At 60.3% G+C, this 13,362-nt stretch carries 16 protein-coding genes and 1 tRNA gene; 9 read left to right on the top strand and 8 right to left on the bottom strand.

Annotated features, from left to right (window positions below):
* Window positions 1-10: 10 nt before the first annotated feature.
* A complete protein-coding gene (locus NGM68_RS14170; RefSeq protein WP_252698887.1) occupies window positions 11-730 on the bottom strand; it encodes a TVP38/TMEM64 family protein in 720 nt (239 codons plus the stop codon).
* A 129-nt stretch (window positions 731-859) separates the two neighbouring features.
* On the opposite strand from NGM68_RS14170, the gene NGM68_RS14165 reads away from it, so the two are divergent.
* On the top strand, window positions 860-1,213 hold the full coding sequence (locus NGM68_RS14165; RefSeq protein ID WP_252698886.1) for a DUF5830 family protein: 354 nt from the start codon (window positions 860-862) through the stop codon (window positions 1,211-1,213).
* Window positions 1,214-1,399: 186 nt separating this feature from the next.
* On the opposite strand, the gene NGM68_RS14160 is transcribed toward NGM68_RS14165, so the two are convergent.
* Window positions 1,400-2,446, bottom strand: coding sequence for a DUF7115 domain-containing protein (locus NGM68_RS14160; RefSeq protein WP_252698885.1), 1,047 nt, complete (start codon window positions 2,444-2,446; stop codon window positions 1,400-1,402).
* Between the two features lie 108 nt (window positions 2,447-2,554).
* Between NGM68_RS14160 and NGM68_RS14155 the strand changes: the two genes are divergently transcribed.
* Both NGM68_RS14155 and NGM68_RS14150 read left to right on the top strand, forming a co-directional pair.
* Window positions 2,555-2,707: transfer RNA gene (locus NGM68_RS14155), tRNA-Met, on the top strand.
* Window positions 2,708-3,211: 504 nt separating this feature from the next.
* Window positions 3,212-3,367: a DUF4234 domain-containing protein gene (locus tag NGM68_RS14150; RefSeq protein WP_252698884.1), complete on the top strand. Its 156-nt coding sequence runs from the start codon at window positions 3,212-3,214 to the stop codon at window positions 3,365-3,367.
* Here NGM68_RS14150 and tnpA read toward each other — a convergent pair.
* Window positions 3,364-3,762, bottom strand: a complete 399-nt coding sequence (gene tnpA, locus NGM68_RS14145) for an IS200/IS605 family transposase (RefSeq protein WP_252698883.1) — start codon at window positions 3,760-3,762, stop codon at window positions 3,364-3,366. The genes NGM68_RS14150 and tnpA overlap by 4 nt on opposite strands.
* Before the next feature lie 42 nt (window positions 3,763-3,804).
* On the opposite strand from tnpA, the gene NGM68_RS14140 reads away from it, so the two are divergent.
* The 4 genes from NGM68_RS14140 to NGM68_RS14125 all read left to right on the top strand — a co-directional run bounded on the left by NGM68_RS14140 (window position 3,805) and on the right by NGM68_RS14125 (window position 6,938).
* Window positions 3,805-3,960 carry a DUF2080 family transposase-associated protein gene (locus NGM68_RS14140; RefSeq protein WP_252698882.1) on the top strand — a complete coding sequence of 52 codons (156 nt, stop codon included), beginning with the start codon at window positions 3,805-3,807 and terminating at the stop codon, window positions 3,958-3,960.
* Complete coding sequence (locus NGM68_RS14135) at window positions 3,957-5,237, top strand: transposase (protein WP_252698881.1); 1,281 nt, start codon at window positions 3,957-3,959, stop codon at window positions 5,235-5,237. The genes NGM68_RS14140 and NGM68_RS14135 overlap by 4 nt, the downstream gene beginning before the upstream one ends.
* Window positions 5,212-5,535, top strand: a complete 324-nt coding sequence (locus NGM68_RS14130) for a hypothetical protein (RefSeq protein WP_252698880.1) — start codon at window positions 5,212-5,214, stop codon at window positions 5,533-5,535. Before NGM68_RS14135 ends, NGM68_RS14130 begins: the two co-directional genes overlap by 26 nt.
* Window positions 5,536-6,272: 737 nt before the next feature.
* Window positions 6,273-6,938, top strand: a complete 666-nt coding sequence (locus NGM68_RS14125; RefSeq protein WP_252698879.1) for a DUF7978 family protein — start codon at window positions 6,273-6,275, stop codon at window positions 6,936-6,938.
* Between the two features lie 153 nt (window positions 6,939-7,091).
* Here the strand turns inward: NGM68_RS14125 and NGM68_RS14120 are convergent, their stop codons facing one another.
* Together NGM68_RS14120 and NGM68_RS14115 are read right to left on the bottom strand one after the other, a co-directional pair.
* The gene (locus NGM68_RS14120) at window positions 7,092-7,661 is read right to left on the bottom strand and encodes a GNAT family N-acetyltransferase (protein ID WP_252698878.1); all 570 of its coding nucleotides are present in this window, start codon (window positions 7,659-7,661) and stop codon (window positions 7,092-7,094) included.
* A 44-nt stretch (window positions 7,662-7,705) separates the two neighbouring features.
* On the bottom strand, window positions 7,706-8,365 hold the full coding sequence (locus NGM68_RS14115; protein ID WP_252698877.1) for a metal-dependent hydrolase: 660 nt from the start codon (window positions 8,363-8,365) through the stop codon (window positions 7,706-7,708).
* 176 nt (window positions 8,366-8,541) lie between these two features.
* Here NGM68_RS14115 and NGM68_RS14110 point away from each other — a divergent pair, with 176 nt between their 5' ends.
* Entirely contained in the window at window positions 8,542-9,252 is a 711-nt protein-coding gene (locus NGM68_RS14110; protein ID WP_252698876.1) for a helix-turn-helix domain-containing protein, read from the top strand.
* A gap of 45 nt (window positions 9,253-9,297) precedes the next feature.
* On the opposite strand, the gene NGM68_RS14105 is transcribed toward NGM68_RS14110, so the two are convergent.
* Window positions 9,298-10,461 (bottom strand): ABC transporter permease, encoded by a 1,164-nt coding sequence (locus tag NGM68_RS14105; protein WP_252698875.1) that lies wholly within the window; start codon window positions 10,459-10,461, stop codon window positions 9,298-9,300.
* 189 nt (window positions 10,462-10,650) lie between these two features.
* Between NGM68_RS14105 and NGM68_RS14100 the strand changes: the two genes are divergently transcribed.
* Entirely contained in the window at window positions 10,651-11,628 is a 978-nt protein-coding gene (locus NGM68_RS14100; RefSeq protein ID WP_252698874.1) for an ABC transporter permease, read from the top strand.
* 193 nt (window positions 11,629-11,821) lie between these two features.
* On the opposite strand, the gene gcvH is transcribed toward NGM68_RS14100, so the two are convergent.
* Both gcvH and gcvT read right to left on the bottom strand, forming a co-directional pair.
* Entirely contained in the window at window positions 11,822-12,205 is a 384-nt protein-coding gene (gene gcvH, locus NGM68_RS14095; RefSeq protein WP_252698873.1) for a glycine cleavage system protein GcvH, read from the bottom strand.
* Entirely contained in the window at window positions 12,205-13,308 is a 1,104-nt protein-coding gene (gene gcvT / locus NGM68_RS14090) for a glycine cleavage system aminomethyltransferase GcvT (protein ID WP_252698872.1), read from the bottom strand. Before gcvT ends, gcvH begins: the two co-directional genes overlap by 1 nt.
* Between the last annotated feature and the right edge of the window lie 54 nt (window positions 13,309-13,362).

The following is a 13,362-nucleotide window of genomic DNA, read 5'->3' as shown; positions in this document are numbered from 1 at the left end:
GGGTTCATTTTCAGGCGGTCGGCGCCCCATCCTGCGTCCGAAGGAGGTGATACACCGCCGGGGCGACGAGCACCACCGCTGCAGCCGTGCAGATTACTGCGAGCGCCATCCCGTACTCGCCCAGTCCACCGGTGTCACGGACGCTGGCTGCGAGCGTCGCCGTCGACGCGCCGAGGACGACGGCTGCGATCGTCCACGGTACCTCTCCGACGACGGTACCGGCGACGAGGTGGCGAAGCCGAACGCCGCTCACCGCGGCCGCCCCCGTCGCGACGTCCGATGGAATTGGGGCCAACCGTGAGGCGACGACACCGCGGAAGGGGCCCGCGGTTTCGTAGTATTGGGTGACCACGCGGTGGCTCCTCTCGAGGGTGGTTCCAAACGGGAGCGTTGCACACACCCGTGCTCGGTCGGCCGACGACTCGGTGAGCCAGCGAACGACCAGGTACACCGGAATCACCGTCAGGGCGACGCCAAGGAGGGCGATTGGAACGCCCAGCGTGATTCCGAACCCGTAGCCGACCACGACGGCAAGTGGTGTCGTCGGCCAGGCGAAGATGGGGCGAATCGCGTACAGGGCGGCGACGACGAGGCCAAACCGGTAGGGATTGCCGGCGACCGACTCGAGGAGGCCGAGACTCGCCGATGGGGACACCACCACGCTCCCAACGAGGACGACGCCGAGGAGCACGGTTCCGAGGAGGGCTCGAGCGGCGAGCGGTAACGACATCGAACTAGCACCGGGTTCGAACCCAGGGGTTGAAACTTTTGTGTCTGGCTCACCGCCCCGACAGCACGTGTCTCCGGCTCACCTTCCTCGTCAGAACGTTTATCACGATTCACCGGACACCTCACATCGATGGACGAGCGCGTCGAACTCGGGCTCGCGCTGCTCGAGCGACTCGAACACGACTCACTCCCCCTCCCGGATCTCCTCGATCGGATCGAGACGATCACGACCAATCCGACGCTGACCCGGACGATCCTCGACGAGGCCGAACTTCGGGGAATCATCGAGCGTGAGGACGGCATTGTCCGCGTGAAGAGCCGACAGTACGTCCGTTTTCAGGAACAGGTCGTGACGAAAGAGGGTGACTTTCACTGCCAGCGGTGTGGCTCCAGCCTGTCGACTGGTCACTTCATCAAACTCGAGGCCGGCGAAATCGGCCCCTTCGGCTCGTCGTGTATCCGCAAAGTCACAGGTCGGGAGTGAGTTACCGTCTTCGGGTTCGGTGTGTTCGTGCAACCCGATAGCCGCATTCTCGCAGCCGGCTCACAGACGGTACTCGATTGACGGCGGCTACCCAACCGGACTGATCTACTCCAAGAGCCGGAACCAACGCTCTCGCCCTGCTCGAGTGCCTGAAAATACTATCTGCTCGTACGAATGAACGAATCGTTACCGACCCTGCTTGAGCTCCTGAATCAACTGTTCGATCGTTCGCTGCTGGGACTCGAGTAACTCCGTCTGGGCGTCGACGGCCGCCTCGAGCGATTCGATTCGGTCGACTAATTCCGGATCGCTGCTGTGCGTAGCGCCACGCGCCGCGCCCGCCGCTGTCTGTGTCGCCCCCGTCGATTGGCCACTACCTGCGCCTGGGTCTGCAGCCGACTCGTCGTACTCCGCCGTGGTCGTTTCACCGTCGGATCCGCTCCCTGTCCCGAGCCGATCGTTCTCAGCCACCGAATCAGCCGACCTCGCCGCTGGCTCGTCTTCCTCCGGTTCGGGCGGGTTGGCATCGAGTGGATCGACTCCCGCTCCGAAGTCGATGCCCGAGGTCGATCGAGCCGCCGAGTCGTCGTCCTCGGGGGCGATAGCTGCGTTGAGTTCCTCGAGCGTGCTCACGTCGTAGTATGCAAAGAGCGCCCGTTTGAGGCGTTCACAGACTTCGTCAGCCCGGTCGTTCGGTGCTTTGACCCGCTGTTGGCGGCCGTCGGTCTCGAGGACGATCTGGGTGGCGACGCTCCCGTCCTCGAACGAGAGATTCGTCACGTCGTCGTAGTGATACCCTTCGTAGTCGCTGTCCCAGACGGCCTCGCCGATGTGTTTGACGACGCGGTCGCTGGTGATGATGAGTGTCAGTTCGCTAAAGCGGAACGTCCGGTGGACGGTCTCGCCGGGGTCGGTGATCTCGTTGCCGGTTAGGACGCCGGCGAGTACCGGATGGAGAACATCGTCGGTTCGACTGGCTGGGATCGAAAACGATCGCTCGCCATCGATGGAGTACTCGAGGGTGAACGTGGTCTTTCGACGGCCTTCCGAGAGCGTGAGTCGATCGGCGCTGTGGTCGAACTCATCGACAGATTCGTCGCTCAATAGACCTTCAGCGCGGTAGATGATGGTTCTCGAGGGCGTAATAAACAGTTCGTCGTCGCCACCGAGTGACACCCGAGTGGCGATCTCCTCGCCCTCGAGCGTCGACTGGACGATTCCGGGAACAGTCATAGCCCGAATTTCGCAAGGGCTGATCATAAATCCGTGGGTACGGATTGCACGCCGCCGGTGAATGGGAAGGTTAAAGAAAGCCAGCGCCAAAGCCGAGAGTGCACGCAAGCCCGGGTGGCTTAGCTGGACATAGCGCCGCACTCATAGGGTTCAGAGATTCGGTGCGGTTTCGCCTTGGAAGCCTCCGTGTCCCTCGAGGATGCTGCCGAGCCTCGAACCTGGGACATGCGGAGATCGAGGGTTCGGAGCCCTCCCCGGGCACTTATCGATTTCTTCGGTGCCCACCAACGATACCTCGAGCGTCGAGAACGAATTCCTCACGGCACCGTCTGGAGGGTCGGACGTTTCGACGAACTCGAGCAGTGGCTCTTGAGACCCGAGTAGTTGTGAGAACGGTCGCTGGTCGGTTGCCAGTGGAAGGGTGAAAAGCGGGGGAGTTTGAAAAACGCCCGGGAACGACTACGGGCGGTTTGGGAGGCACACGCCGTAGTGGATTCCTGTGTGGTGATGCGGGGTGGTGTTGGTGATGTGGGGTGGTTGGCTCGGTGGCAGGGCTGAACTCACACGGGGGGTATCGTGTGTTCCGTTGGGGTGCTCCCTGCAATAGGTGCTACGGGGTGATGACAAATACGTGTTAATCCAATATATTTTGGAATTGCGCGAGCGAGTCCCATTGTTACGGCTCGCTGAATCGCGACGACAACTGAAATTATTCGAACTCATCACAGCACAAGATATTAGTCAGGTCTGGTGAATGAAACTGGTATGTCTAAACGGACAGTCACGAACGAGGGTGCGTTCCGCCACCGGTCACTCGGAAAGCAGGTACTGTTCACGATCATAACGTTCGGATTCTACAGAAAAGACAGGCCGAGTGCCTCGGGGCTTGAACCCGAGGGTGAAGGCCGTAAACTCCACTAAACGTGTTCCGTTCGTTCAATATACTGTTCAATCGTCTCGCTCGACACTATGCCTGCCGTCCCGACATAGTATGACTGTTCCCAGAATCCACCACCCCACAAATACTGTTCCAGAAACGGTTCGTGTTGCTCCCACATCTCTCGCGCTGTGATGCTCTTAATTGTCCGTACAATCTCGCTCGGCGCGTGTTTCGGATGCGCGGACAGGAACACGTGTACGTGGTCAGGAGATATGTGCAACGATTGTAGGTCATAGCCGTACTCATCGCATACCTTCTGAAAACACTCATCCAACGAATCCTCGATTGGCTCCAGTATCGCGTGGCGGTACTTCGGACACCACACGAAGTGATAGTTGGCGTTGTACACCGTGTGATTTGACCGTTTCTCCTCCATAGTTGACACACCACACCGATACACTTAAGTATATACACTGGTATGGCGAATCGCTTTGAAATCGACGGCGAAGAAGTTCTCGACGGAGAGGTCAAACCGTTCGGGAACAGCGCCCACGTCACCGTCCCAAAACGCTGGCGTGGCGCGGACGTGAAAGTCGTTCGCACCTCAGAACCCACTGAACAAGACAAAGAATGACAACCGAAGAGCCGACTCTCGTGAAGACGCTGGACTTCCAACTCGACATCCAGAGTGACAACGAGAGTCTGCTCAAAGACGCCACCCTCGAAGCCCGCTGGGTGTACAACGAAACCATCCGCCTTGCCAAAAACGGCGTGGACTGGGACGACATTTCTCCTCGTCTCGAAGACGAGGCCGACCTCATCAAGAACACGACTCAACGCATCGTCGCCAAGGCCTTGGAAGCGATGGAGAATTACTACGACTACGACGACTACAACATTCCCAGCCACACCAAAGGTGGCGCGTACCCACTTCGAGCCAACTACGAAGAAGGCTACAACCTCTCGCTCACCGATGAGGACGAAGTGGCGTTTCGCATCAGTGCGAAACCCTACAACCACGTCAAAGGTATCCTCAAGGGTAGTGACTCCCACCTTGATTTGCTCAAGAACGCACTAACGAGCGATGAGTGGAAAGTCACGACCAGTGAAGCCCTGTGGCGCGAGGGAGAACCGGAACTCCACGTCAATATTCGCAACACCGAACGTACTGTGCGAGACAAGCAGGACTCTCGGACGGTTATCGGTGTCGATGTGAACGAGGACAACGTGGCTCTCACTGCACTCTCCGAGAATGGTGTCGAGGATACGTTGGTTATCGACTTCCCCGAAATCAAGTTCGAGCGCCACCGCTATTTCACGATGAGGAAGCGCGTCCAGAACGCGGGGAAGGACAGCATCCACGACACGCTGGAAGGGCGCGAGGAACGGTTCGTCCGTGACCGACTCCACAAGGTGAGCCGTCACATCGTGGAGTGGAGCCAGCGGTTCGAGAAGCCGTGCATCGTCTTTGAAGACCTCAAAGAGATGCGCGACAGTATCGACTACGGCACGCGGATGAACCGACGCTTGCACCACTTGCCGTTTCGCGCTCTCCAGTTCTATACGTCGTACAAGGCTGCGTTCGAGGGAATCCCCTCGGATTCGATTGACCCGTACAAGACGAGCCAGCGGTGCCCGTTGTGTGGGCACGCTGAACGGGCGAATCGGCGGAAGAAGCGATTCAAGTGCAAGTCTTGTAGTCATCAAGACCACAGTGACCGTGGTGCAAGCGTCAATATCGCCGTGAAAGGTATCGAGAAGTGTATGAGTTGGAATGTGCCTGCTCTCAACAGCCTTCCCCAAGTTCGGAAGGTGCGACGGCAGGCATCGGGGCTTGTGGACAGCCCGACCGTGACCCACCCGACCGTTCGAGGCTATCAGGCCGATGGTCGGGTGGGAGTATCTGATTAAACCACGCGAAGAAGCCTCGGGGCTTGACCCCGAGGCGGTTCACATCCCGTACTGGTATTACATCACGTTCGTCCAGCTCGAGGTCGGGACGGACGCGGAGTACAGTCCACTGCTGCGGTTTATCGGCCTGTTCATCCCGATCGTCAATCTCGTCATCCTCTGGTGGTTCGCCAAGGATTGTGAGGCCGTCGTCGACGAGAGCGGCTTGCTGTTGTTCCTCGCCGAACTCGTGTTTCCGCCGATCCTGTGGTATCTCGTCCAGACCGGGATCAACGACGTCGCCGCGAATCCCGTCTGAGAAACTGGAATCCGCTTCTGCTGTACCACCGTCGCTGTAAAGCCGTGAACCAGCGCGACAGTAGTGGACGGGTGGTACCGCGTTTTCACGAGAACGAACAGTCCGCTTCGAGGACGTCCACGACCAGTTCGACGGGTGGAACCACCCGGTAAGCGCTACGTGCAGTAATACCCGACGCCGTATAGCTCAGTGACCGATCCGGTACTTCTCCGAGCAAAGGCGAGTTAGGATGAGACGATCATCATTTATTTTGGTATTGTACAAACGTTCAAACACATATTGGGTGGCTACCAGGAATATTCGTTACTTCAACCGAGTTTATTACCCAATACGTCCAATACCCATCTGTCGACGGGAACACCCCGACGACGCGACGTATTGCCCGCACACCAACCCAGTGAGTGCACGTGGTCTGCGAACCGGTCGGTTTGCACGCCACATGATGCGTTCTTCATAAGCGCGTCATGGTGGATCACTCATGCTCAACACTCGTGCCACCCGCGGCTGTTCGTGGCTGGGTAGCCGCGACGGTGGCCCACTCCTATTCGAACGGACGTCGATATCAGGAATCGACGAGTCACGCGACCGAACAATTTCGAACTCGAGACCGTGCTATCGGAATCGATTGACGGTTCGTCCACCCGATCCAACACGCGACCGTTCACCGTACCAGCACTCCGCCAGCGACAGGTCAACCGAACACAACGATTTTCATCGCCCACGGGAAAGAAGCGTCAATGTCTGGGCGGGATCCCGAGAACGAAGCGAAGGGCGACGCTAACGCCGAGATCGAGGGCGGTGTCGATGCAGACACCGACGGCAACGCCACGGCCGACGAGAACGACCTACAGCCACTCCTCGAGGGGGCGTCCGCCGGAACTGCTGCCTGGGCCGTCGGCTACGCCCTCACCTACCTCCTCGCTGGTTCGACGATTCGGAGCGACCTCCGGACGGAGATTCTCGAATCGGCTACTGGCGAGACCCTCACCGCCGAACTCGTCGCCTGGACGTACGTCAACGCACACGGCGTCCCGACTCTGATTCCACAGCAGGGATTGTACAGCCTCCTTCGGGCCGAGCAAAATGCCGTCACCCACGGTGGCGGGAACGAGTGGCTGCTCTTGATCCTCCCCCCGGTCGTCCTCGCACTAGCGGGCTCAGCCATCACCGCCCGTCGTGTCGAAACGCTCGAGACACACACCGACGCGTCGATCGTCGGCGCGATGATCGCCATCGGCTACCTGCTCGCGACGATCGTCGCCGTCCTTGTATCCACGGTGCCGGTCGAAGGCGGGGTCATCCGTCCCGCCCCGCTCGAGTCGATTCTCATCGTCGGGATCGTCTATCCGCTGACGTTCGGGGCCGTCGGTGGCGTACTCGTGCGAAAGTTTTCTCGTGGGTAGCGTCACGATCAGCCCGTCGATTGATACGGACTGGTGGAACGAGTTACCGCTGGGTACCCTTGCGACTCGGCAGTCACCAGGAAGCAACGCCAACAGATCAGACGATGCGTCGCGATCCCGACCTCGGCCTCGACGGGAAAGGACGCACCCGCCTCACTCGAGCGGCCGGGCGACCATCTCGCCCCAGTGGTCGAACCCGTGGCGGTCGTAAAACGCCTGTGCACGGTCGTTTTCGCGATCGACGTCGAGAACCAGTCGCTCGAGCGGGAGCGATTGTTCGCGAGCAGTTTCGATCGCCCGTTCCATGAGGCCGTCTGCGACGCCAGTACCGCGGAACGCGGGTCGAACGTAGAGTTCGTTGAGGACGGCGGCGTCCCAGATGTAGGCGTGATCCTGGGGCAGGACGAATACGTAGCCGACGAGCGATGGTGTGGGGTTCGATGCTCCTGCATTCGTGTTCGAGTCTGTGTCCACATTCGAGTCCATATTTGGATCCGAACGCACGGCCACAGTGACGGCATCCGGCTCCGACGCCTGACAGCGTTCGACCCACTCGAGATAGCCGTCGCGATACTCGTCGTCGAGTTTCGCCTCGTACTGCTGCGTTTTCTCGTCGTCGCCAGTCCCCTCACCGAGACCGAGTTCGAATCCACGCTTGAGTTCCCACAGCGCCTGGCGATCGGTTGTCGGATCGTACGCTCTGTCAGTCACCGATGGTTCCATGGGCTCCCATACAGTCGACGCCTACATAGGACTGTAGATCCTGGTCACTCGCTCCGTCGCCGCGATTCGTAGATTCGATAGCCGACAGTGAGATAGCCGATCACTGAAACGACGAACAGTTCACCGGAGCTCGCGATCGGAAAGATCCGTTCGACGTCTTCGGGCGGTTCCTCTCGCGTGGGGTCGAAGCCGGTCGAGTAGTGAGTGTCGGCAGTAGTGCCTCTCGCCGTCGATTCCGAGAGCGACGTACCCCCAGAACCCGACTCGAGTTCGACGAACGTCTGGACGAGACCCCGCTGATCGGTCACCATGAGCGCCCCCGAAAGGTCGAAGAATCGGTCGTACACCGGCCAGAACAGATTCACGCCGTTGTAAAACGCATCGAGCAGAATGTGGGCGAACAGGACGGCAACGAGCGTGACCCAGCCGGCACGGTAGCCGTAGTCACCCCATCTCGAGCGGACGAACGACCGGTCGCGAACGTTCGCGTCCCAGTAGAGGAGGACACCGGGAATCACGACGACCCAAATATTGTGCAGTGCAGCACGATGCGTACCCGGGAAATAAATTCCGATCAGTGTATCGAGATCGATGATGGCAGTGACGGCCATGACGAACAGGATTGCCCTGGTATCGAACCGATCGCCGAGGAGTGCAGCGCCGACCAGCCCGGCCAGTCCGACGTGGACGACAGTGGAAGGCATGAGCGACAGTCACGGACGCTGATCGCTTGAGTGTTTGCCGTGGACGAACTCGAGTGATGTGATCACATGGAATCCCGAGTGATGCAATACGCGCGAGATACCGAGCAGGCGAGAGACACATACCCTCGAGCGATGCCGGTAGCTACTTGCCACAGCCGTGTGACTCCCCGATTAGTATGGGCGGACGCGGGCCAAAACGGGAACTGGCGGAGAAGATCGCCGGCGAGATCACCTTGAGCGGCGACCCCGGCGCGACGTTGCGCAAGTGGCGAACGGATTTCGACGTCTCCCAGACGGATCTGGCGGGCGAACTCGAGGTTTCCTCGTCGGTCATCTCCGATTACGAGAGCGGTCGCCGCGAAAGTCCCGGCATCGGCGTCATCAAACGACTCGTCGACGGATTGCTCGCAATCGACGAACAGCGAGGCGGTGACCGCATTCGACAGTACGGCCGCGTCCTCTCGGCGGGATTCGAAAGCGACGTCGTCTACGACTTGCGCGAGTACGCGACCACATACCACCTCCCCGACGTGTACGAATCGATCGAGGCAACGGAAATTGCACCCGGAAGCACGGATCGAATCAGCGGTCACACCGTCATCAACAGCATCGAGGCGATCACACGCCTCTCGAGTGAGGAGTTCTTCCGGCTCTACGGCCAGAGTACGAACCGTTTGCTCGTCTTTACCGGCGTCACCCGCGGCGAATCGCCCCTCGTCGCGCTCCGAGTTGTCAACCCGACGCCGAACGCCGTCGTCCTCCACGGCCTCGAGGCGGACGACCTCTGGGAGCACGCCGCCGACCTGGCCCGAATCGACGGCTACTCCCTCGCTGTCTCGACGGTACCGCTCGAGGAGATGCTCGAGACGCTCGCGACGATCGAGTAGAGGCGAGCCATTCCTTGTTTTGGGATCCGAATCCCATACGACGTATTACCTCGTTCGCGGATCGAACATCTGCTGGAGCGCGTCACCGAGGAGATAACATCCCAGAACCGTGACCGTGAGTGCAATTCCCGGAATCGCCGGAATCCATGCCCGAAGGTGGATGTCCTCGAGTCCGCGACGAATGATATCACCCCAGGAGTAGACGTAGGCGTCTCCGAGACCGAGAAACGAGAGGGAGGCCTCCGCGACGATCAAGAACGGGATCTGAATCGTCATCGAGACGACGATGACCCCCGTTACGTTCGGAAACACGTGGTCGAGAATTCGGGCGCGCGTGCTGGCACCGGCCGCCTTCGCCGCAGAGACGTACGCCTCCTGGCGAACACGTAGCACCTCGAGGCGAACGGCGCGGGCGATACCACCCCAACTAAAGAGGCCGAAGACGGCGATGAGCATCGTGTGACTCGGCCCATAGGTGAAATAGAGCACGAAGTAGATGAAAAACGCGGGAACGACCATCTGCACGTCGACGTACCGCATCAACACTGAATCGATCCAGCCACCGCCGTAGGCAGCGGCGGTGCCGACGAGCGTCGCGATCGGAACGGCAATCATCGCCACAAGCACAATCATCTCGAGGGTCGTTCGGGTGCTGTAGACGACGTACGTGAGGACGTCCATCCCCCACCGGTCGGTTCCGAACGGGTGGTCCATGGTTCCATGACAGACACCGCCACGTTGCTCGCCCAGACAGGAGCTGACAAGGCTCTCGTCGACCGACAGTAACAGTGGTGGCTGGTTCAACCGGTCGAACGCTTCCGTCGGTTCGGGAACGAAGAACGGGCCGAGAAAACCCACGAGAAAGACGAGACCAACCACGACAAGCCCGAACACCGAAGGCAGATCCGTCGGGTAGCGTGAGAGGTGCCACCGCAACCGATCCCGGTTGCAAAGAACCGGCGCGCTCACGACCAACGCAACAGTGAGGGCGATCACCAGGAGCCAATCGAAGACGTCCATCGAGACCGGGAGCACGTTCCACTCATCAACGAGCACCGTGTCGGAGATTGCCGCGACTATCACTGCAGCCAGAATTCCCCACCGCAACACGTCGAACCAGTCCCAACCGATACTCCCCTGATTCCGTGCCCAGTCGGTTGACTCGAGCGGGTGGCCATCGACGCCGGAGGGCTCATCGGGAACGGGCATTCGTGTTGGTCAGCTGACCTTCTGGTTCCGGTTCGTCCACAATGAATGTGTTGGTAGCAGCAGAATCGGGTCGACCACATCGGAAGCTCCGTGACGATCCGTCGTCGCTGCACGCACCGAAACAATGAAGTTGGGTTGTTGACGTGTATTTGCTACACGACGTTATAATCCTCTACGCTACCGGACGCCATGAACACCGTCATCAGACTCGTCGGACACCGATTCCTGTTTGCCCTCGTCGTCATCTGGCTATTGCTTACCGCGATGTTCGCCTTTCTCAACTGGGCACCGGATCCAAACGAGACGTTGGCCGCCTGGGGAGCAGCCACCGGCGGCGGCGATCCCCAATCCGCCGTCGACACGTATCAGGCGAGTCGCGGCCTCGATGGGTCACTCCACGAGCGATATCTGGACTGGATGATCGGATACGCCACGTTCGACTGGGGGTGGTCACACACGTACGAGCGTCCGGTCGGCAGCGTCGTCCTCGATGCGACGCTCGTCTCTGCAGTGTACATCATTCCAGCGCTCGTCGTGTCGACGATCGCGAGTACGCTACTCGGATACTACTCCGCCACCGCGTCGACGAAGCGACTCGAATCCATCGTTCGCGTGGGTGCCTATGCGATCGCTGCGATCCCGGCGTTTTTCCTCGCCGGTGCCGCCTTCAGCTACGCCATCTACGAGTTCGGCCTCGGCAGCCTGGTGTACGATAGTGCTGCCTCGCCGCTCGCCCCGACGAACCTGAAAGCGTACGTCGTCCCAGCCGTCGTACTGTCGCTGACGCTCTTCGGCGCGCAGTCACGGTACGTCCGCGCACAAACGGCCGAGTACGCCGGTCAAGACTTCGTCAAACTGGCTCGATCGAAGGGGCTCAGCAAGTCGGCCGTCTCGAGACACATCCTGGCCAACGCCAAGTACCCTCTCCTCTCGCTCTCGTTCGCCGAGGTGCTCTCGATCTTCGTCCTGACGGTCTACGTCCTCGAGTACATCTTCACGATCAACGGTATCGGATACGTCGGGTACACGGCGATCGATACTCGCGACGGACAGTTGATCCTCGGGGCGATGCTGGTTCCTGTTGGTATCGGACTCCTCGGAAACCTCCTGATCGATCTCGCCAGTGAGTTGTATGATCCGCGTACAGACGATTCCTACGCCCATTGAAGCGATATTGACGCGGTCGCCCAATGACAACGGCTCCGACGACAGCCCAACCACCGGTCTCGAGTACGCGTCCGAACTCGAGATGTCGGCCGCCGACGGGCTGTGACTCCTGTGTATCCAGCGTTCGCACAAAAATGGGAGGCAGCACACAGCTACGAGCCGTACGCTACGGGTCGCGATCGGAGCGGTTGGATCAGGCGACCTGATCGCTGTACGCCTCGGCCGAGAGCAACGCCTCGAGTTCGCTCTCGTCGTCGGGATCGATCTCGAGCATCCACCCGTCGCCGAAGGGATCCTCGTTGACGAGTTCGGGGGCGTCGAACAGGTCTTCGTTGACGGCCGTCACCGTGCCGCTAATCGGTGCATAGAGGTCGGAGACCGCTTTGATCGACTCGATCACGCCGAAGGCCTCCTCCTGGGTCATCGAGTCGCCTTCGTCGGGAAGTTCGACGAAGACGACGTCGCCGAGTTCGTCCTGTGCGAAGTCGGAGATGCCGACTTTGACGCCGTCGTCCGTTTCGAGTGCCCACTCGTGCGATTCGAGGTACCGTCGATCGTCTGGTGTGTCGAAGCTCATTATACTGTGTCGATGAAGGGAGTCGTTTCAATCTTTGCCTTTTTGTTCCGTCCACGAACGTCGATGCGGACGACCGTTCCCTCGTCGGCGTACTCGACCGGGACGTATCCCATCCCGATTGCCGCCTCGAGCGTCGGACTCATCGTCCCGCTCGTCACCGTGCCGATCGGGTCGCCGTCACCGTTCAGGATGTCGTACCCGTGGCGAGCGATGCCGCGGTCGACGAGTCGGAAGCCGACGAGTTTCTCCTCGATGCCTTCCTCCTTTACCTGCTCGAGCGCATCCCGGCCGACGAACTCGGTGTCCAGTTTGACGGTAAACCCGATCCCGCACTCGTAGGGTGTCCGCGGGTTCGACTCGTGGTCGAAATCCTGTCCGGCCAGGACGAAGCCGGCCTCGAGGCGAAGGGTGTCCCTGGCTCCGAGCCCACAGGGCTGGCAGTCGAACGCCGCCCAGATGGGTTCGGCTTCGTCCCAGGGAGCGAGCACCTCGAGACCGTCCTCGCCCGTGTAGCCGGTTCGAGCGATCCAGCACTCGATACCGTCGATCGACGCGTCGGTCGCCTCGAACCGACCCAGGTCGCCGACCGCCTTCGGCTCGTCGACGACGTCGGCCGCGAGCGAACGGGCGTTCGGCCCCTGGATGGCGAACATCGCGTACTCCTGGGTCTGGTTATCGACGGTTGCCTCGAGCCCCAACTCGTCTCGGTGGGTGCGCCATCGCTCTGCCATCGCCTCGTCGTTGCCCGCGTTCGGGATGAACAGATAGCGACGGTGGCCGTCGGCGTCGGGCAGTCGGTAGAGCACGGTGTCGTCGATGATCACGCCGTCGGTGTCGGGGATGACCGCGTACTGGGAATCGCGGACGTCGAGAGCGGTGACGTCGTTCGAGGTGAGTCGCTGCATCAATTGCGTCGCGTCCGGGCCTGCCACCTCGATTTCACCCATGTGTGAGACGTCGAACTTGCCGACGTTCTCACGGACGGCCTGGTGTTCCTCGCGGATCGAGTCGAATTCGACCGGCATCTCCCAGCCGCCAAACTCGGTGACCTTCGCCCCGCGATCGTCGTGAACCCGACGCAGTGGCGGCATCTGAAGCGACATACTCGAGCCAACACGGCCGGGGTAGTAATAGGTTTTCGTCGACTTCGAACGAGC

This window comes from Natronosalvus vescus, from assembly GCF_023973145.1.
Taxonomy (GTDB): Archaea; Halobacteriota; Halobacteria; order Halobacteriales; family Natrialbaceae; genus Natronosalvus; species Natronosalvus vescus.
Note: the sequence above shows the minus strand (reverse complement) of the source record. Positions and strands in the feature narration are given on the sequence as shown.